The sequence below is a fragment of the Pontibacter vulgaris genome (genome assembly GCF_022758145.1).
Lineage (GTDB): Bacteria > Bacteroidota > Bacteroidia > Cytophagales > Hymenobacteraceae > Pontibacter > Pontibacter vulgaris.
The window spans coordinates 264,325-283,878 of the sequence record NZ_JAJVDH010000004.1 but is presented as its reverse complement, the minus strand read 5'-3'; the positions used below and the strand labels follow the sequence as shown (position 1 = coordinate 283,878).

At 42.7% G+C, this 19,554-nt stretch carries 22 protein-coding genes; 10 read left to right on the top strand and 12 right to left on the bottom strand.

The window, feature by feature from the left end; genetic code table 11:
- Positions 1-282: 282 nt before the first annotated feature.
- The 5 genes from LWP20_RS11465 to LWP20_RS11445 form a co-directional block, all read right to left on the bottom strand.
- Positions 283-888: a thioredoxin family protein gene (locus LWP20_RS11465; protein WP_242928280.1), complete on the bottom strand. Its 606-nt coding sequence runs from the start codon at positions 886-888 to the stop codon at positions 283-285.
- Positions 889-988: 100 nt separating this feature from the next.
- Positions 989-2,872, bottom strand: a complete 1,884-nt coding sequence (locus tag LWP20_RS11460) for an Nramp family divalent metal transporter (RefSeq protein WP_242928279.1) — start codon at positions 2,870-2,872, stop codon at positions 989-991.
- Between the two features lie 97 nt (positions 2,873-2,969).
- Positions 2,970-3,626: a metal-dependent transcriptional regulator gene (locus LWP20_RS11455; RefSeq protein ID WP_242928278.1), complete on the bottom strand. Its 657-nt coding sequence runs from the start codon at positions 3,624-3,626 to the stop codon at positions 2,970-2,972.
- A gap of 113 nt (positions 3,627-3,739) precedes the next feature.
- Positions 3,740-4,738, bottom strand: coding sequence for a 3-oxoacyl-ACP synthase III family protein (locus LWP20_RS11450; RefSeq protein WP_242928277.1), 999 nt, complete (start codon positions 4,736-4,738; stop codon positions 3,740-3,742).
- Positions 4,739-4,815: 77 nt separating this feature from the next.
- Positions 4,816-5,952 (bottom strand): glycosyltransferase family protein, encoded by a 1,137-nt coding sequence (locus tag LWP20_RS11445; RefSeq protein WP_242928276.1) that lies wholly within the window; start codon positions 5,950-5,952, stop codon positions 4,816-4,818.
- A gap of 52 nt (positions 5,953-6,004) precedes the next feature.
- Between LWP20_RS11445 and LWP20_RS11440 the strand changes: the two genes are divergently transcribed.
- Positions 6,005-6,817, top strand: a complete 813-nt coding sequence (locus tag LWP20_RS11440) for a 2,3,4,5-tetrahydropyridine-2,6-dicarboxylate N-succinyltransferase (RefSeq protein WP_242928275.1) — start codon at positions 6,005-6,007, stop codon at positions 6,815-6,817.
- A gap of 75 nt (positions 6,818-6,892) precedes the next feature.
- Here the strand turns inward: LWP20_RS11440 and LWP20_RS11435 are convergent, their stop codons facing one another.
- Positions 6,893-7,801, bottom strand: a complete 909-nt coding sequence (locus tag LWP20_RS11435; protein ID WP_242928274.1) for a 3-hydroxybutyryl-CoA dehydrogenase — start codon at positions 7,799-7,801, stop codon at positions 6,893-6,895.
- 445 nt (positions 7,802-8,246) lie between these two features.
- On the opposite strand from LWP20_RS11435, the gene LWP20_RS11430 reads away from it, so the two are divergent.
- Together LWP20_RS11430 and LWP20_RS11425 are read left to right on the top strand one after the other, a co-directional pair.
- A complete protein-coding gene (locus LWP20_RS11430; protein WP_242928273.1) occupies positions 8,247-8,399 on the top strand; it encodes a lmo0937 family membrane protein in 153 nt (50 codons plus the stop codon).
- 69 nt (positions 8,400-8,468) lie between these two features.
- Entirely contained in the window at positions 8,469-8,618 is a 150-nt protein-coding gene (locus LWP20_RS11425) for a lmo0937 family membrane protein (RefSeq protein WP_162345496.1), read from the top strand.
- Positions 8,619-8,683: 65 nt separating this feature from the next.
- Here the strand turns inward: LWP20_RS11425 and LWP20_RS11420 are convergent, their stop codons facing one another.
- Together LWP20_RS11420 and LWP20_RS11415 are read right to left on the bottom strand one after the other, a co-directional pair.
- Positions 8,684-9,352, bottom strand: a complete 669-nt coding sequence (locus LWP20_RS11420; protein ID WP_242928272.1) for a hypothetical protein — start codon at positions 9,350-9,352, stop codon at positions 8,684-8,686.
- Between the two features lie 27 nt (positions 9,353-9,379).
- On the bottom strand, positions 9,380-11,005 hold the full coding sequence (locus LWP20_RS11415) for an ABC-F family ATP-binding cassette domain-containing protein (protein ID WP_242928271.1): 1,626 nt from the start codon (positions 11,003-11,005) through the stop codon (positions 9,380-9,382).
- 312 nt (positions 11,006-11,317) lie between these two features.
- On the opposite strand from LWP20_RS11415, the gene LWP20_RS11410 reads away from it, so the two are divergent.
- The 3 genes from LWP20_RS11410 to LWP20_RS11400 all read left to right on the top strand — a co-directional run bounded on the left by LWP20_RS11410 (position 11,318) and on the right by LWP20_RS11400 (position 13,056).
- Entirely contained in the window at positions 11,318-11,788 is a 471-nt protein-coding gene (locus LWP20_RS11410; protein ID WP_242928270.1) for a DUF4199 domain-containing protein, read from the top strand.
- A gap of 29 nt (positions 11,789-11,817) precedes the next feature.
- Positions 11,818-12,276, top strand: coding sequence for a DUF4199 domain-containing protein (locus LWP20_RS11405; RefSeq protein ID WP_242928269.1), 459 nt, complete (start codon positions 11,818-11,820; stop codon positions 12,274-12,276).
- A 378-nt stretch (positions 12,277-12,654) separates the two neighbouring features.
- Positions 12,655-13,056, top strand: coding sequence for a hypothetical protein (locus LWP20_RS11400; RefSeq protein ID WP_242928268.1), 402 nt, complete (start codon positions 12,655-12,657; stop codon positions 13,054-13,056).
- 53 nt (positions 13,057-13,109) lie between these two features.
- Here LWP20_RS11400 and LWP20_RS11395 read toward each other — a convergent pair whose 3' ends face one another.
- Positions 13,110-13,487, bottom strand: coding sequence for a hypothetical protein (locus LWP20_RS11395; protein WP_242928267.1), 378 nt, complete (start codon positions 13,485-13,487; stop codon positions 13,110-13,112).
- Positions 13,488-13,762: 275 nt separating this feature from the next.
- Here LWP20_RS11395 and LWP20_RS11390 point away from each other — a divergent pair, with 275 nt between their 5' ends.
- A complete protein-coding gene (locus tag LWP20_RS11390; protein ID WP_242928266.1) occupies positions 13,763-14,578 on the top strand; it encodes a murein L,D-transpeptidase catalytic domain family protein in 816 nt (271 codons plus the stop codon).
- Positions 14,579-14,671: 93 nt separating this feature from the next.
- Here LWP20_RS11390 and LWP20_RS11385 read toward each other — a convergent pair whose 3' ends face one another.
- The gene (locus LWP20_RS11385; RefSeq protein WP_242928265.1) at positions 14,672-14,863 is read right to left on the bottom strand and encodes a hypothetical protein; all 192 of its coding nucleotides are present in this window, start codon (positions 14,861-14,863) and stop codon (positions 14,672-14,674) included.
- 387 nt (positions 14,864-15,250) lie between these two features.
- Here LWP20_RS11385 and LWP20_RS11380 point away from each other — a divergent pair, with 387 nt between their 5' ends.
- The 3 genes from LWP20_RS11380 to LWP20_RS11370 all read left to right on the top strand — a co-directional run bounded on the left by LWP20_RS11380 (position 15,251) and on the right by LWP20_RS11370 (position 17,468).
- Positions 15,251-16,060 (top strand): M48 family metalloprotease, encoded by an 810-nt coding sequence (locus tag LWP20_RS11380; RefSeq protein WP_242928264.1) that lies wholly within the window; start codon positions 15,251-15,253, stop codon positions 16,058-16,060.
- A 153-nt stretch (positions 16,061-16,213) separates the two neighbouring features.
- Positions 16,214-16,420: a hypothetical protein gene (locus LWP20_RS11375; RefSeq protein ID WP_242928263.1), complete on the top strand. Its 207-nt coding sequence runs from the start codon at positions 16,214-16,216 to the stop codon at positions 16,418-16,420.
- A gap of 139 nt (positions 16,421-16,559) precedes the next feature.
- Positions 16,560-17,468 carry a diacylglycerol/lipid kinase family protein gene (locus tag LWP20_RS11370; protein ID WP_242928262.1) on the top strand — a complete coding sequence of 303 codons (909 nt, stop codon included), beginning with the start codon at positions 16,560-16,562 and terminating at the stop codon, positions 17,466-17,468.
- Position 17,469: 1 nt separating this feature from the next.
- On the opposite strand, the gene LWP20_RS11365 is transcribed toward LWP20_RS11370, so the two are convergent.
- On the bottom strand, positions 17,470-18,696 hold the full coding sequence (locus LWP20_RS11365; RefSeq protein WP_242928261.1) for a metallophosphoesterase: 1,227 nt from the start codon (positions 18,694-18,696) through the stop codon (positions 17,470-17,472).
- 32 nt (positions 18,697-18,728) lie between these two features.
- Entirely contained in the window at positions 18,729-19,364 is a 636-nt protein-coding gene (locus LWP20_RS11360; protein WP_242928260.1) for an LON peptidase substrate-binding domain-containing protein, read from the bottom strand.
- Between the last annotated feature and the right edge of the window lie 190 nt (positions 19,365-19,554).

Here is a 19,554-nt window from a genome sequence, read left to right as displayed (position 1 = left end):
TGCACTTAGAAAAGCTATTGCTTTGTATTTCCTGTTGCATAACCGCTAACGAAGAAGTGTCCTTTCCAGTCCTTGGGTTGAGCAGCTTCAATAGACAGCGCGATACCCAAAGACGAGGCCACCCGGCCTGGAGGGTACCAAAGTATAAAATGAAACGATAGGCTTGTAAAGCTCCCAGGATTAGAGATAACTATGGAAGTATAGCTCGGCACCAGTTAAAGAAAGCTTAAACTATAAAATTTAGATGTTAGTAGGAGCTGTGCACATTGCCAGATCGTCATACTACTTCTTCTCATATTCCTGCCAGCTCATGGTTTTATGGTGGTTTTCGCCAAAGTAGGAGAGGATTCTAGAAAAGGCAGGGGCATCGAGATAACCAGGTACAGGCGAAAGCATTTTCATTTCTTCATCCAGGTAAACAGTGGACGGAAAACTCATCTGGCCATTCAGCAAAGCGACGGCTAACTCATGCGCTTTATACTCTGGGTTATACTTAAATGTGCGACCGTTAAGCGTAATAGGCTCTTTGCCTTCCGCATCCAGTTTTACAGCGTAGTAATTTTTGTTGATATAGGCCGCCACTTCCGGATCTGTAAAAGTAGACTTATCCATTTTTTTGCACCAGCCACACCAATCTGTATACACATCTATTACCATTTTGCGGGGCTCCACTTTTTGCCTGGCAGCAGCCTCTTCTATACTTAGCCACTTTATTGGAGCTGTAGATTTGCTTTCAGTCTGATTATTTTCTACTTGTGCAGTTGATGTAGTAGTTGAAGTTTCTTTTTCAGCAACAGGTTCGGGTGCCTTGCTATTGTTGTTAACTTTGCAACCCGCTAGTGAAAGTATAGCTGTAAGTGAGATGAAGAAAAGTTTGCAGTGCAGCATGCGTTTTAGAGTTAAAGCTGGTTCTGATAAATCATATCCAAAGTGAAACAAGTATAAGTACTCCTAAAATTCCAGTAGCCACCACACCGCTTCAAAAAGATCAGACTATAAGCACTGGTATTTTAACTTTATGGCGCACCGACTCAATGGTTGTACCAAGTATAATGTCTTTTACCATCTGATGTCCATGTGAACCCATCACCAGCAGGTCGGCATTAAAGTCCTTTACAATTCCTGGTATGCGCTTTTTGGGGCTACCAAAACCTAGCTGGTAACTTACCCTATAGCCTTTTTCGCGCAGGTCATTAGCGTATCTTTCCAGATTCAGGTTATCGGTGCTGGTTTCGTAGTCTTGTATTTCCTGCCCCATTACAAGCGCACCGGCAGATTCAACTATATGAATAAGCAGGTAATCGGCAGTATGTGTTCCAATGGCCAGGGCATTATTGATGGCCTGTTTATCAACGGCAGTAAAATCAAGGGTAATAGCTATTCTGGTGTATAAGGGTTTTTCCTGCGGCTGGTAACTTACAGGGCGGTAGTGCGGCGCTAAGCTTACGGGAGCCGCAACTTTGGCTATAAATGGCTGAAACGTGATGTATAGAAGCAGGCAGGCGCAGGCGATCACTATAGGCACTACTGTAAGCCCTATAAGCAGCGGCCGTTGCGATGTTTCCAGCCATCCCATAATTTCTTCAAAAACAAGATTCGCGTTTAGTACTACAATTACAGATGCAGCGAGCCATGCGCCGGTTTTAGCCCATTTGCCTGCAACAAACTCACCCATCTTCTCCTTCTGGCTTACAAAATGAATAAGCGGGATTACGGCAAAACCCAGCTGCAAGCTCAATATTACCTGACTGAGTACCAGTAGTTTGCCTGTTTCATCTTCACCAAAGTAAATAATAACAAACAAAGCCGGCACAACAGCAAACAAACGTGTGATTATACGACGGAGCCAGGGCTGTATGCGCAGGTTCAGGTAACCTTCCATAATAATCTGGCCGGCAAGCGTACCTGTAAGTGTTGAGCTTTGGCCGGCAGCTATTAAGGCAACAGCAAAGAGTATAGGAGCCCATTTATTGCCAAGTATAGGTTCCAGAAACTTATGCGCATCTTTTATTTCGGATACATTGAACATGCCATTTTTGTAGAAAGCTGCGGCAGCAAGTATAAGTATGGCTGCATTAACAAAAAGGGCCAGGTTCAGGGCTATGGCAGAATCTATATTATTGAACCGGATGGCGCGGCGTATACTTTCTCTTGATTTTTCGAACTTGCGGGTTTGCACAAGCGAGGAGTGGAGGTACAGGTTATGCGGCATAACAGTGGCCCCAATAATACCAATAGCAATGTATAGTGCATCGCTGTTTGGTATGCTGGGCACCAGCCCATTAACCAAGGCGCCCATATCAGGCTTGGCAAAAATCATCTCCAGTACAAAAGCGCACCCTATTATAGTTACCAGCGCAAGTATAAAAGCTTCCATTTTGCGCATGCCTTTGTTAATCAGGAACAGCAACAAAAATGTATCGAGTACTGTAAGGCTTACTCCCCATATAAGTGGCATGCCAAAAAGTAGCTGTAAACCTATTGCCATACCTAAAACCTCGGCCAGGTCGCAGGCTGCAATGGCAATTTCGGCCAGTATGTAAAGCGGAATATTAATGAACTTAGGGTATGCCTCACGGGAAGCCTGTGCCAGATCTTTTCCACGAACAACACCCAGCCGGGCAGCCAGGCTTTGCAGCAGTATGGCCATCAGGTTCGACATGATAAGTACCCAAACCAGCTTATAGCCAAACTGGCTGCCGCCAGCTATGTCGGTTGCCCAGTTGCCAGGGTCCATGTACCCGACACTAACCAGGTAAGCCGGGCCCAGGAACGAGAAAAGCTTTTTCCAGAAACCGGTTTGGGTAGTTGTATCGATAGTTGCATGTACTTCGCCTAACGATTTGCTTGCAGTTGATTCCTGATCTAGCATAAATAACCGAGTATGTACTCTACTTGTAAACTGTTTGGTACTTGCATTAAAACTTTTTTAACACTGACTTTCTAAGCAGCTTGGAACAAACACATACTTAGGCAGAAAGAAAAATATTACGTGATACTTCAGAAGAAATAACTAATTGTTTTTTGTTTTCTAAGTTGATCTCCAGTGAATTATCGAAGGGTATTTTATCCAGTACTTTAATTTTTGCTCCCAGAAATATCCCCATCTTATCGAGGTACTGCAGGAAGAGCGGCTGCGAATCATTAACCCCCACCACAATGCCCGAGTCGTTAACATCCATTTCGGAGAGTAGTTTTTGCTGCTTAAGGTTTATTTCGCCTGATTCAGATGGAATAGGGTCGCCATGCGGGTCAAATTTCGGGTAGCCAAGAAATTCATCGAGGCGTTTTACAAGCAAATCAGAGCTGATGTGCTCCAGTTCTTCAGCCACCTCATGTACTTCATCCCAGTTAAATTTTAGTTTCTCAACCAGGAAAACCTCCCAAAGCCTGTGCTTCCTGATGATCTGCAAGGCAGTACGTTCTCCTTGTTCAGTTAACGATACCCCTTTATACTTTACATAATGCACAATGCCTTTTGCACTGAGCTTGCGCAGCATATCGGTAACGGAAGCAGCTTTAGTAGCAAGGGTATCGGCAATGGCATTGGTATTAACTTCTGTAAGCCCGGCCGCTGATAGCTTATAGATGGTTTTGATGTAATTCTCTTCGGTAAAGCTGTACACCTTTTTAATTTGAAAATTTGAAGATGAGGAAATTTGAAGATGAGTGATTTTTCATAATGATTACTGGAAGTAATTTTCAAATCTATACATCTCCAAATTTCCAAAAAGTAAAACTACCAACGGATCAGGGCGGAGGCCCAGGTGAAGCCACTACCGAATGCAGCTAAGCAAACCAGGTCGCCTTCTTTAATGCGGTTTTCCTGAACGGCTTCGCTAAGTGCGATAGGTACAGAAGCAGCTGTTGTATTGCCATACTTTTGGATATTGCTCATTACCTTTTCTGCCGGAAGGCCCATCTTCTGTTGAATATAAGATGTGATTCTAAGGTTGGCCTGGTGAGGGATAAGCATATCTATATCAGTTGCTTTATACCCATTCTTATTAAGTGCTTCTTGAATTACCTCCGGGAAGCGGGTAACAGCATGTTTGAAAACCAGATTACCGTTCATGTAAGGGTAAATAGTGCCCTCATCTATCATCTCATGGGTCAGGCGGTTGTTTTTGATGCTGCCCGGATCAATTACAGCAAGCTCTTCTGCGAACTCCCCGTCGGCGTGCAGGTGCGTAGAAAGTATACCTTTATCGTTGCTCTCGGAAGGAGTAAGAACAGCGGCGCCTGCGCCATCACCAAAGATTACAGATACACCACGGCCTCTGGTTGAGAAGTCCAGGCCGCTAGAGTGAATTTCGGAACCAACTACAAGTATGTTGTCATACATACCTGTTTTTATGAACTGGTCAGCTACAGAAAGCGCGTAAACAAAACCAGAGCATTGGTTACGTATATCAAGAGCAGGAATTTCTTTCAGGCCAAGTTCGCGCTGCAATAGTACGCCGGAGCCAGGGAACATATAGTCAGGGCTCAGGGTAGCAAATACGATCATATCAATATCTGTAGCATCGAGGTTAGCCATTTTCAGGGCCTTTTGGGCTGCATTTGCCCCCATATTGGCAGTAGTATCTATGCCTTCCTGAAAGTAGCGGCGTTCCACAATTCCTGTACGCTCCCGGATCCACTCATCCGAGGTATCCATTAATTTTTCCAGGTCTTTGTTGGTAACTACTTTTTCAGGCACGTAATGGCCTACGCCTGCTATTTTTGAATTTCGCATATTGTTAATGTTAATGATCAAATATACTTTGTTTTCTTGAATTTAGATTCGTCTAAAAATAAATTTTATTCTTACTGCTATACTTCTGCAAGTAGAACTTTCATCAGCTTCAATAATTTTTCTTCTTCCTTGTTCCAGTTAATGTTTTCCGGTATTCCATCCGGATAATACGTACGGCTATAGAAAGCATTTAGTACAGCCGCCGGATCAGCCTGACGGTAATCTATACTTATACCTGCACAGTGTACTTCCAGAATTTGCTGCCAAACTGGGTTTTGCTGTACAACCATCGGCAGTGCGTGCGCCATGTATTCGTACAACTTAGTGGGAATACAGCGGAAAGTGCTTTCGTTTGGTTGGTAGGGTAGCAGCCCAATGTGGTGCAAAATAATTTCTTCCATTATCTGATGATGTGGTACCAGATGCTCCCCGCCGATTAAGTTAATATAAGGTTTATCCTGCAGCAGGTGCCGTACTTGGCTTAAAGTATGTTGCTGCGCGCAATATCCTATAATGGTTAAGCTCACCTTATTATTTATAGCATGTAGTTTTTGTGTAAAATACACAGCCTCAAAAATGCCATAGATATCGGAGATCGTGCCGCTGTATAATAATTTAAGCGACTGGCCAGGAAGTATGCGTACCGGTGTTTGAGGCACTTTATAGTTTGGAGCTGGCTTATACTTGTTCTCGAGTAGTTTATACTTGTTTTTTAAGAAAGAAAGCTCCTGCAGGTAACTTTGCTCAGCAACAAAAAAATGGTCTATAGCTGAAGCCGTTAATTTTTCTATACTTCCAACTCCATGTGCCAGCAAGTGTTTAAGGCCTGATTTATAATTATGCTGGGCACGCAGATTTAACGTGTAATTTTCCTGGATGTCGTAGATGAGTTTGCAGCCGTATTGCTTTTTATACATGGCGCTAACTACAAGTAATTCGTGGGTTGTAACGATGATAACCTGTGGCTTTATCTGTAGCAATAATCTCCAGAATATAGTTTGTGCCTGCACACGTCCGAAGCTTATCCTCCGGAAACCGAAAACAGGGTAGAAGCTAATATTGGCCGGCGCACCCTCAGGAACCATTGCCTGAAATCCGGCGATGTGTATACTTACCTGCGGCATTTTGCTTAACGATACACCCAGCTTCTCATACATGCGGGTATCGTTAATTGGCTTTAAAAGCGAAGCAAGTAGTATTCTCTTTTCAGACATCGGCTAAATTTAATACTTTTACGCATTAATACAGACTAACTAAATTTTATACATGGCGCTTCAAGAAATTATAGAGCAGGCCTGGGAAAACCGCGCACTGCTGCAAGAGCATGCTACCATAGAAGCAATCAGATCAGTAATAGAAGAACTGGATAAAGGCAGACTGCGTGTAGCTGAACCAACCGGCGACGACTGGAAAGTGAATGAATGGGTGAAGAAAGCAGTACTGTTATACTTCCCGATACAGCAGATGAAAACAATAGAGGTGGGCCCGTTTGAGTTCCATGACAAGATGAGCCTGAAAACGAACTATGCATCGCTAGGGGTGCGTGTTGTACCTCATGCAGTGGCGCGTTATGGCGCTTATCTTGCCAAAGGTGTTGTAATGATGCCTTCTTATGTGAACATTGGGGCTTTTGTAGATGAAGGAACCATGGTGGATACGTGGGCTACAGTAGGCAGCTGTGCGCAAGTTGGCAAGAATGTGCACTTGAGTGGTGGTGTTGGCTTAGGTGGTGTTTTGGAGCCGGTTCAGGCTGCCCCGGTTATTATTGAAGATGGCGCATTTATCGGATCCAGAAGTATACTTGTTGAAGGATGCAGAATTGGCAAAGAAGCTGTGATTGGCGCTGGTGTTACTATTACCGGAAGCTCTAAAATTATAGATGTAACAGGAGCAGAGCCTGTAGAATACAAAGGCTATGTACCGCCACGCTCTGTTGTTATACCTGGCTCTTATACCAAGAAATTCCCTGCCGGTGATTTCCAGGTGCCTTGCGCCTTAATCATCGGTCAGCGTAAGCCTAGCACTGATCTGAAAACTTCGCTGAATGATGTATTGCGTGACCACGCTGTTGCAGTTTAATTATCAATAACTTTTTTTTAAAAGAAAAAGCCCAACTACTACAGTCGGGCTTTTTCTTTTAAGTTCTTTTTATTACTAAATAGCAGCAAATTTATTCTTCTTAAAGCGATCAGCTACAACAAGCTCTTTGCTGCCTGCAACCCAGGAATAGAAGCCTTGGCCGGATTTTACTCCTTTATGACCAGCCTGCACCATATTTACCAGCAGTGGGCACGGCGCATACTTCGGGTTACCAAAGCCATCATGCAATACATTAAGTATAGACAGGCAAACATCAAGTCCAATAAAGTCGGCTAGTTGCAGCGGTCCCATCGGGTGTGCCATACCTAACTTCATAATCGTGTCAATCTCTTCAACGCCAGCTACACCTTCATATAAACTATAAATAGCTTCGTTAATCATTGGCATAAGTATGCGGTTGGCAACAAAGCCAGGGTAATCGTTGCACTCGGTAGGTACTTTACCTAGCTGCAGCGACATCTCCATAATAGCAGAAGTAACTTCATCCGAAGTAGAATAACCACGAATAATCTCTACCAGCTTCATTACAGGCACCGGATTCATAAAGTGCATGCCAATTACTTTATCAGGGCGGTTTGTAACCGATGCTATCTTAGTAATAGAAATAGAGGAGGTATTGCTGGCAAGTATAGCTTCTGGCTTCGCAAAGTTATCCAGGTCGCGGAAAATTTTCAGTTTAAGGTCTACATTTTCAGTAGCAGCCTCTACAACCAGGTCTACTTCTTTTACACCTTCTTCCAGCGAAGTATAAGTAGTAATGTTTTTTAAAGTATGTTCTTTCTGATCTTCAGTCAGGTTGCCTTTGGCTATAATCCTGTCCAGGTTTTTAGAAATAGTAGCCAGCGCTTTGTTCAGCGCCTGCTCCGAGATATCAATAAGTGAAACACTGAAACCGTTCTGTGCAAAAACATGGGCAATTCCGTTTCCCATTGTGCCAGAACCAATAACTGCAACTTTCTTCATAGGTTAAGCGAGTATGTGGTTAAGGTAATTTATACAAAGCTAAAAATATTTAACGTTTCAGCGTGGTTAAATATACTTTCTCTTAGAAGACTTCAATTTCTGTTAAAACACCAATTTATTTTATTCAAAAAAAATATGCAGGTTTTGGATTCTGTGTTTATGGGAAATGCTAAAATTGCTTGTGGCTTAAGAGGTTGTTTTGTTCTGATAATCAGTGTTGTGTGCTGCAAATTTGTGCTTTTTAATATATTCTTCAATCAAAGATGTTAAAAAAAGTATACAAAAAAATGGCTGTATATAAATCCTTTAGAATATAGATGCGTAAAAGCTAAAACAAAAAAATACAAACATTGTTGCTCGCTGGTTAAAGCAGTTTAAATGCAGCCGGGCTCACTTAAGAGTAGCAACAAGTTGGTAATTTTAGAAGTATAACACACACACAACTATGGGAAATTTATTGTATATCATAGCCGTTGTCCTGGTCATTTTTTGGCTTATAGGATTCCTGGGCTTTCCGAGCCAGGTAGGCGGAATTATTCATGTATTATTAGTGCTTGCTGTTGTGGCAGTGCTGCTGCGCCTGATAAGGAGAGCTTAACTAAAGCAACATAACATCGTTTAATACTTACAAACAGGTTAATTTTTGAAGATCTAAATATTTAAAACTATGGGAAATTTATTGTATATAATCGCAGTAATACTAGTTATTTTCTGGCTGATCGGATTTTTAGGCTTTCCTGATGCCGTTGGTGGCCTGATTCACATACTTCTTGTGATTGCCGTTATTATGGTGCTGCTGCGCCTGATACGGGGATAATTTTACTTTATAAAATAAAAAGGGCTGCTATAAACTATAGCAGCCCTTTTTATTTTATACATACCTCACTTACCAAGCGGTATATTAAAGTTTACCCGGATAACAGGATTTGAGTATGGCGAGTAAGGGCTATCGCTGAAGTTATAAAGCACTAACAGATCGCTTGATGCTCGCTCCCCGATGCGTTGCCTGTAACCCAGGCCTGCCATAGGCATGCCTATGGTTTTCCTTATTTTCTCAACCTGGCCTCCTTGGTAAAGTATAGCATTCTCTGTATTCAGCATTTCGTACTCGGCATGTACCAGGAAATTCTCGATGGCTTCCAGTTGCATAAATGCCTTTCCTCCATAGTTTTGCAATTTCACTTCCCTGCTGCCTCTGAACTGGTAAACGGCGCCAATTCCCATCCATAACTTTTCGGTAGCCTTAAAGCCAAGTATAGGCGATAGCTGTACACTGGTAAAGGTGCCAAACTGCAGTCCGAAACTACCACCCGTGTATAACCTGTTCTTTAACTCCGGCTTTTCTTCCTCCTGCTGCACCTGCACTGAGTCAGGTTGTTGCACCTGGCGTTGCGGTACAGGTTGCGGCTGCGTAGGCCGCTGCTGGGGCTCTGCAGCCGGAGGCCCGGTTGGCAAGGTTGGTTTAACCTGTGCAAAGGATGCCGGTATAGCAATTATAGAAAGTATAAATAGTAAGCCAGATGCTGTAATCAGGCGTAGGTGCTGTCGCATAAAAGTAAGGTCTTGTAAGGCTATGGATTAAACCATAGCCTTGTCATACATTTTTTTGCGAAGCTCTTTAATGTTCTCATCAGAGAGGTACTCTTCATAGCTCATGCGCTTATCAATAATACCACCAGGCGTTAACTCAATAATACGGTTAGCGATAGTATCTACAAACTGTAAGTCATGTGAAGAGAACAAAATGGTGCCATCAAAATCGCGAAGCGAGTTGTTTAGCGCCTGGATAGACTCTAGGTCCAAGTGGTTGGTTGGCTCATCAAAAACCAGCACGTTGCCAGACTGAAGCATCATGCGCGAGAACATGCAACGCACTTTCTCACCACCCGATAATACGTTAGATTTCTTCAGAGACTCCTCGCCTGAGAAAAGCATACGGCCCAGGAATCCGCGGATAAAGCTTTCATCTTTTTCTACAGAATACTGGCGTAACCAGTCTACCAGGTTCAGGTCTGTATCAAAGAACTCCTGGTTATCTTTCGGGAAAAAAGAAGAAGTAATGGTAGTTCCCCATTTAAACTCCCCGCTATCTGCCTTTTCTTCATCAAAAAGGATCTTGAAGAAAGTAGATGCTGCCAGGTCGTTACGGCCTATTACTGCAATCTTGTCCCCTTTATCAACCATAAAGCTGATGTCTGTAAATACAGGCTGGCCATCTACAGACTTGCTCAGGTTCTCTACATTCAGTATCTGGTTACCTGCTTCGCGCTCAGGCTTGAATGCGATGTATGGATATTTACGGGAAGAAGGTTTGATGTCTTCTACAGTCAGTTTCTCAAGTAACCTGGCGCGTGAAGTAGCCTGCTTGGACTTAGAAGCATTGGCGCTGAAACGACGAATGAATTCTTCCAGTTCTTTACGCTTGTCTTCTGTTTTCTTGTTGGCATCAGAACGCTGCTTTAGCGCTAACTGGCTCGATTGGTACCAGAAACTATAGTTACCGGCAAACATCTGAATCTTACCAAAGTCGATATCGGCTACATGCGTACAAACAGCATCCAGGAAGTGGCGGTCGTGCGATACAACTATAACCGTGTTCTGGAAATTATCGAGAAAATTCTCCAGCCACATGATCGACTCAGCGTCCAGGTGGTTGGTAGGCTCATCGAGTAGCAGGATATCCGGGTTGCCGAATAATGCCTGAGCCAGCAAAACGCGTACTTTCTCGCTACCACTCAGTTCTTTCATCTGGGAGTAGTGCAGGTGCTCTCCAATGCCAAGACCACTTAGGAGTTCGGCCGCTTCATACTCGGCGTTCCAGCCTTCCAGGTCGGCAAATTCGCCTTCCAGTTCTGCAGCGCGCTCGCCATCAGCATCAGTAAAGTCAGCCTTGGCATAAATAGCGTCCTTCTCCTGCATAATGTCGTACAGGCGCTTGTGGCCCATAATTACAGTCTGCAAAACAGGAGACTCATCGAACTCGAAATGGTTCTGCTTTAGTACGGCAAGGCGTGCATTGGCAGGTATATCCACAGTACCGGTATTCGGATCTATCTCGCCTGATAATATTTTAAGGAAAGTTGATTTACCCGCACCGTTGGCGCCTATAAGGCCATAGCAGTTGCCAGGTACAAACTTTATGGTTACATCTTCAAAAAGGGTACGCTTGCCATAAGACAGACTAACGTTGCTGGTACTGATCATAGATTATGTGAAATATAATGGTTACTTGGTTGCAAAATTACAAAATAAAAACGGGTTGGCTAAACGTGTTACAAACTGCTTGGTAAGGTTGGTAATATTTTTTACTAAAACCTTTTAAATGAGCAGGTTTGGCTTGTAGTTCAGAAAAAACAAGGCTCAAAGCACAACGCCATCTGTGTTTCTGTAGTATATTATTTTAGTAATATACAGTTTAATGCACGCACCCGGTCTGGGTACTGATTAAAATAACCAAATGTGTAATTAATCTGTTCATTTTTAAATCATTAATGATATAACTTAATTATTAGAGATATGGCTTTTGGAAAAGTAACTTATCAGAATGTATCGATTAAATATGGAATATTTGTAGGTATAGCGCATATTATCTATTTTCTGATCATGCGTTTGTTCGGGCTGCAGGACATAGTAGAACTTTCTTTCTTGAGTTCGATCTTCCTGATTGGTGGTATTTGCCTGGCAATTATGGCGTTTAAACGGGCTAAAAATGGTGAAATAGATTATTTCCAGGGTTTGGCCATCGGGGCTACAGTGGGGGTGGTGTCATCTACTATACTTGCCCTGTTCCTTGTTCTTTACCTGAACATATTCGATAGCAGTTACCTGGCTAACCTGCAGGCAAGTTCACTTTTCCCGCGCAGCCTTTCTATACTATCTTTATTTGTTCTCACAATTATTTATGGTTCTATACCAGGCTTTATAATTGCATTTGTGGCCATGCAGTGGTTTAAGCGCCCAGATCATACCATGGCCAAACGTATCTAAACTATAACCCGGATAAAAGTAATTGAACTATGGAAAAAGTAGGCCTGAAGTATGGTCTGTTTACTGCCGCCGCACTTATTGCTTATTTTCTGCTGATGCGGTTATTTGGGCTGGTGCATATTATTGAGTTGCGTTTTCTGAACGGGCTTATTATGGCTGTAGGTATTGTTTTGGCAATCAGGGCCTACAAGATCAGGGTAAATGGCATGATAGGTTACTTTACCGGATTAGGCACTGGATTTATTACAGCCGTTATAGCCACAGTTATTTTTGCCAGCTTTATGTTGCTGTATATAAAGGCTTTTGATGGCAAACTACTTGAAATGCTGACAGCCCAAAGCTTATTCGGTGATAGAATGCAGGTAACCCCCGGGCTTGTAATTTTTATTGTGCTGATGCTGGAAGGTGTGATATCCGGTTTTATGATATCGTTTATAGCCATGCAGTATTTTAAGCGCGACGATCATAAAGTGCCTGGCAGCCCTTGATTAAATTACTATACTTGTATAATTTATACTTTCAGTAAGTCCGGCTTCAGAAATATCTGAAGCCGGACTTACTGTTTATAGGTTTAATCAACTATTGCACTTTTATAGATTAATTGGCTTTCTAAGTATAAGCAAGGCTTGAGTTTTTGAATTGAAATACTTGATTGTTCTCAATTTAAAATAGATGTTTTGTAATATATCTGTTTTTATATATAATATAATCCTTATTTATTTAAAAGCATTTAATGCAGTCGCTTTTTGGGATTATAGGAAAAGTATAAAATTATTTTTTGTAAGACCCAAACCTCGGCCTCGATTATACGTTCTCTATAACAGAGAATACACTAGCCAGCAGCCTCAGGAGTTGCTTTTATCCTTATGAAAAAGATTATACTATTAGCGTTTATATGTATTGGTGCAGCTACAGGTGCAAATGCTCAGCGGGCAAAAATAGCAGACGACCCGCTGGATAAACAAGTATTAGCTGTTAACATGACTGGAGCCGAAATGGCAACCGTAGAAATGAAACAAACCCTGCAGTTGACTACCGAACAGGAGGCGGCTGTTAGTAAACTGAATGAGGAGCGTTATAAGCAAATTCTGGATGCTGAGAATGCTTATGCGGCAAACCCAACCCTACTTCAGCGCAAATTCCGGAATATTCATCTGCAAAGCGATAAAGCGCTGAACAATGTGCTGACAGACGAACAGTTAAACTTATACCTGGAACTGGAAGGAAGACAAAATACCCGTTTTATAAGCGAGAACGGCGATCATTAATCCAAATTTTTTTTCACAGCTATACTATAAGCCTGGCCCATAAAGCCGGGCTTTTACTTTGATAAGGGTCTGATGTATGTGATCTCACTCACACGGTTTAAGGCATTAAATCTTACCTCGGCACGGTTAGCTTCTGATAAGAAGTTTTTCTTTTGGCACTGGGTGCCCGGCTCCAGGTAATAATAGAATACACGCTGGCCTCTGGCCATCAATGCTTCACCGTCGGCACGGCCAAGTATATCTATTATTTCTTTTTCAGGTCTGCCATACAAGCCGGTTCTTATACTTTCAAATTTCTGCTGCATTTCCTGGCGGGTTCCGTTACAACCGGCTCTGTCACTTTTCCATTCCTTACTGTCAAATCCTTCTATGCGCGCGGGCTCTGAACAGGAGATCAAAAGTATAAAAAGCAGGAAGGGTAGTGTTTTCAAAAATCTTAACATAGCATCTTCTTAAAGCACCTTTTTACGGTTTGTGCATTAAGCATACAAGTTTACGATAACTTTTGCAGGGTTTTGAAGTATATACTTAATAAATTTAACTGTACTAATGAATTAGCTCTTATTCAAGAGGTTATACTGTATTATTGCACAAAATAGCTTATGTTGGGTTGTGCTTATTTTGTTTCATTTTGTACGAAGTGGAACAAATTGCACAAAATTTCCTGTTGTTTTTTCTGATCGCGTAAAACAGAAGCCCGAAATCTATGTTAAGAGTAGCTCTAACTTCCTTTACCCTTTGTCTGTTGTCTTTTACTACACCTGGTGCTCACAGTGCTGTAGGTCTTAATTCCGATATTAAAGACAGAATAGTAAACAAAGAACTTACCACCTCAACTTATGCAACCTTTGCCGACAAGCAGTTCGCTTTCGAGAATCATGTGGAAGATTTGTACCAGAACTCTGAGCTGAGCAAATCAGGTTTATCCTACAATGTGTTCCGTAAGGCTTATATCGGTTTTCAGAATTTTAAGCAGAAGAATCTGGTAAGCTCAAAAAAATCTATACTTACTGTTATTGATTTCACAAAATCCAGCCGTGAAAAGCGCATGTGGATCATTGACCTGAAGTCTAAAAAAGTACTTTATAATACATTGGTAGCGCACGGCCGCAACACCGGCGAATCTAAAGCCATGTATTTTTCTAATCAGCCTAACTCCTATATGAGCAGCATGGGTTTTTATATTACAAATAAAACTTATGTTGGTAAGCATGGCCTGTCGCTTAAGCTTAGCGGAATGGATAAAAAGTATAACTCCAATGCGATGGAGCGTGCTATTGTAGTGCATGGCGCTGATTATGTGAGCGAATCTTTTGTAAAGCAGTATGGCCGATTGGGCCGTAGCCTGGGTTGCCCTGCTGTGCCGGTGGCAATATCAAAGCAGGTAATAGAGTTAATAAAAGACAATACCTGCCTTTACATCCATTCAGCAGATAAGAACTATACTTCCAGTTACCTAAACCCGGAGAAAGCTATAGAAGGATTTGCACTTGAAAATGCGATGTTAGCTTATAATAAATAAGACATTCCTGCAGGTAAAACCTGTTTAAAATAAAAAAGCCCGCGTTCAGTAAAATTTGCTGAACGCGGGCTTTATACTTTTATACTTGATTTATCAGGTCTGGTCTTTTGTTGTTTTAACTAAACCATAACCGGCAAAAAAGAAAATCAGGCCAACAGCAAAAGGGATGATGGCAGAAAATTTACCACCTGCTATACCTGCGCCGCCCATCATAAAAGCATATGCTCCCCAAATAATGCCCACTATACCAAGTATGGTTAGCAAGGCACCGAATGTTCGTTTCATATTCATAGTTTCTGTATTTTTATTGTGTTAGCTATACCTTAAAGGTATTTTCTCCTGTATTACGATAATCATATAAATTAGATTGACTATTCTTTAATTTGATAAAGAAGTATAATTCTAAAGTATTAAGTTTCACTACAGTTTAGTAGCTAATAGTTGCACTTGAATTATACTTCTAAACATCAAAAGTTGGGCTTATCAAGGTCCGGAAAACGGGTACAACCACAGCAGCCCGGGTAACGTTCTCATCAGTAAATAGCTATCCTGCTGCACAGGGTGTCGCTTACAGTAAATGATACTTTGTTTTATCTCAGAAGTATAAATTTTATTGAGTTGCACTTTTTTGCAGCTGTATAGCCATAAGTTTACATATTTAAAACAAACAGAATGAGAGGACCACTTAAATTTATAGCTGCCCTGCTGATTGCTGCCGTATCGTTGGTAACATACTGGTGTAACCGGCAGGAGAATGAGTTTACCGGCGAAACACAATACGTTGATATGACAGTGGAGCAGGAAATTGCACTTGGCTTGCAGGCAGCACCCGAAATGGCATCGCAGTATGGCGGCCTGCACCCCGACAAAGAAGCTGCTGCTGAAGTTAATGCCATCGGACAGAAACTGGTGAACAGCACTGGTGTAACAGAAACCCCATATAAATTCGATTTTCACTTACTGGCTGATGAACAAACGGTAAATGCTTTTGCTTTGCCGGGCGGCCAGGTTTTTATTACAGCTGGCTTGCTAAAAAAACTTAGTTCGGAGGCGCAGTTGGCTGGTGTATTGGGCCATGAGATCGGGCATGTTGTGGCCAGGCACTCAGCAGAGCAGCTGGCTAAGGCCAAACTGACACAAGGTTTATCGGGCGCTGCGGCCATTGCTACATATGATCCTGATAATCCAGCCAGCCGTACCGGCGCCGTTGCTGCCGCCATGATAGGGAAGCTAATGACAATGCGCTTTGGCCGGGAAGATGAACTGGAATCAGACAGGCTGGCGGTACGCCTGACCGGAGAAGCGGGCTACGACCCACGTGCCATGATAGAGGTAATGCGCATTCTGGAAGAAGCAAGCGGAGGAGCACGAGGGCCAGAGTTTGCACAAACACACCCTAACCCGGGTAACCGTATCGCAGAAATTGAACAGGCAATAGCTAAGGAATACCCGAATGGCTTACCTGAAGGACTAATTCAATAGTAATTAAGTAGTTATATTTCTTACATCTTCTAACAACTTTATATAGCTGAGTATGTATAACAGGAAAGTATAGTTTAAATCTTAGTATTTAGCTATCAATGCTTCGTTACACTGTATGGCAGTGGGTAAACTGACTTGGACAGAAAAACTAACATGAAAGCTATTAAGAGTATGCCAACTAAAAACCAAGGCTCAAAAGGAGGAGATATGAATAAATCTTCTTCTACATCTGGCAAAACAGATGCAAACAAATCAACAACTTCTAAGAGCAGTAGCTCTACAAGCGGCTCTACTTCATCGTCTAAGACAACAGGATCTAAATCTACAGGATCAGGTTCAAAGTCGTCGGGCAATAAGTAAGCAGGCACAAAGTATAAATGCCGGATTTTTTACACCGGCCTGGAAAAACTAATCCTTTAAGGGTTAGTTTTTTCTTTTTCCGAACACTTACTCTTCCAAAATTGCGTATCAGTGCAGGAGTAAAACTGCGTAACCAACCATGCAAAACGAAAATAAGCACAATAACCTGCTGTTTGTTGTAAACCCTATAGCAGGCGACATAGATAAAGAGGACCTTGAAGAAGATATTGCCGGCATTTGCAGGGAAAGCAGCATTGAACTGGAAGTATACAAAACTACCGGCGATAAAGACAAAGAGCACCTGAAAGACCTGATAGCGAAAAATAAGTACGATGCAGTGTATGCAGTTGGAGGCGATGGCACCGTAAACCTGGTAGCTTCCTTGCTGATCGATACTAATATTCCGTTAGGTATAATTCCGCTTGGTTCGGGTAATGGCCTGTCCAAAGACCTGAATATACCACAGGATACTGAAGATGCCCTTGAGCTTATCCGCCGCCACGTAATTCGCAACATAGATACCATCGACCTGAACGGGCACCCATCCATACACCTCAGTGATCTGGGCTTTAATGCGCTTGTTGTGAAAAAATTTGGCGAAGGCGACAGGCGCGGGCCTGGTGCTTATGCCTGGATTGCCTTGCAGGAATACCTGAACTATGAGCCCAAGTTTTACCGCATTGATACTGATACCGAGACTTTTGAAGGACAGGCTTTTATGGTTACCATTGCTAACGCCAATGCCTTTGGCAGCAATGCCAGCATAAATCCAGGCGGTATACTGAACGATGGCCGTTTCGAGATTTGTCTGATAGAGCCATTTCCGAAGGCGGCAGGAGTTGGCATACTTTACAGGCTTTACAATGATACCATAGATAGCTCAGTGTATACCCGGCGCTTAAGTTGTAAAACAGCTACCATTTATAATATTGATGGCGAAGTGCTACACATTGATGGCGAGTTTGTGGACCTGGGCAAGGAGATTAAAGTTACTATGCACCCCAAAAGCCTGAAGGTGATTTTGCCCGTGCCGGAAGAAGAAGTATAAACTATACTTTTGTTGGTTCTGGTTGAAGTATACTTTTTAGCTCTTTCCGGAAAACGACAGGGCTTGTTTCTGTGCTTGCATCTGTGTTGGTTTTAGCTACCCGTACTTCCATCCATACTTTTCCATCGTCGTAATAATCCAGCACAAAAAAACCGAGTTGTTCTAAGGTAAACGTTGCCTTGCCGCCTTTTTTTACAAACGATGTTTTGCTGCCGGCACCGCTTACGATGTAGTGGTTTTGCCTGACCTCAAAATGCTGCAGGTTGTGGTCGTGGCCGGCCAGGTAAATAATGTTGCTGTAACGGTGGAAAATACGCAATAACCGCTTGCGCATGCGCTTATACTTACGGTGCGACATATCTTCATAAGCACCGAACATTTTGCGGTAAAACGGATACAAAGAGCCAAAAATAGGTAACGGTATTAAAAATCGTTTATGGGCAGCCGTTAACGGAAATATGTGTTGGCGCAGTGTGAATTTGCCTCCATGCTGAGCATTGCTATACAGCGGGTGGTGAGCTGCTACAAGTATGCGCTGGTGCTTGTTTTGCCTTAAAATGCTGTTAAGCTCCACAAAAAAATCTTCAATGTCATTGTAAGGGCAGCCATCTTTTTGGCCAATAGGTTTTTCAGCTCGCTGTACCCACCACTGCGTGTTTATTACCAGTAAAAGTAATCCGTCGGCCAGTTGTAGTGTCGTTGGCCCGGGACAACCGTTACGGGGCAGGTAACTTTCTTCATCCTGCAGGGCATTCACTACATATTGTTCCTGGCGGAGCATTTGGGCATAACCTCCGGCGCGGCCTTTGTTCCAGTCGTGGTTGCCACTCAGAAAAATTCCTTTTCCTGCATAATTCTTAATTGTAATCAGTAGTTGGTCAAGGCGCTCTTTTGCCAGGGTATAATGGCGGTGGCCTTCGGCAGGCAAACCCACAGGGTAAATGTTATCGCCCAGAAATATGATGGTACCTTCTTTATCGTTTTCCTTTTGCCATTGCTGCAGTAAGTTCAGTACCGGGTCTGTTCCGTCTGTTGCAACGGCTCCTGGGTCGCCTACAAAAGCTATGGAGTGTACTTTGGTGCTATCGGCTCCAGGGTGGCATGTCCGCCAGCCTACGTCGCTGAGTTTATAGTATGGTTTACGCCTATACTTTAGCTCCTGCAAGTAACTGAAGAGCAGGTAAACAGTGCCTAGCACAGCGATGACGATGATAAAGTATAGCAGCATTTAGTAAGTTTATACTTGTTAAATTCTAATAATCAGAATTTAGGGGGAATAAGATGTTTAAAGTGCCCGTTTTGCTTTACGCGTTCCTTCAACCGTTCGGTTTCAAGCACTATTGGCACTATACGGGTCAGGTGGTCTAAAATCATTTCCTGCCTTAGCCTTTCGCTTTCGCATTGTAGCAGCGTATATTCCTGCTCGGTGCTTAACCCCAGGTTATGGCCGATATCAAATGAAGTAAAATTCTCAGGAAGCTCCGTATACAGCTTTTTTAAGCCCAGGGCCTGGTATAGCTGAAAAATATTTTCCCTGATCTTTATTTTAGTAATAATGTCTTCTTCCGAGGTATCCTCAATAATTTCTACCTGTCCGCCGGCGTATAGTTTGCCTGGAGCCTGCTTATCAAAACTGAGGATTTTAAACACACCCACACCTTCCGTACGGATATCGAGCTCACCACTGTCATACTTCTTTTCTACGCGCAGCAGCTTAATTTCTGTGCCGTATACGCCAACGCTGTTTTTGATATAGGTAGGTATACCAAAAGTAATGTTATCGGCCAGGCAATCACGTACCAACTGTTTATACCGAGGCTCGAAAATGTGCAGGTTCAGCTTTTCGCCCGGAAAGACCACCACGTTTAATGGGAAAAGAGGAAGGTATGTAGCCATGGCTTTATACATTTAAAGTATAACAAAGAAGCCGGCAAAGTTTCTACCACAGAAGCTTATACCTGCAAATACCAGTTTTGGCATACGCACCCGATCTGTGTTGTGTTGGCTTTGTTTATTGGCTGAAGCGTGTAAGCGGGCAGCTGGAAATATAGTGCAAAACCTGTACCTTTGCGGCTTCTAATTTTTA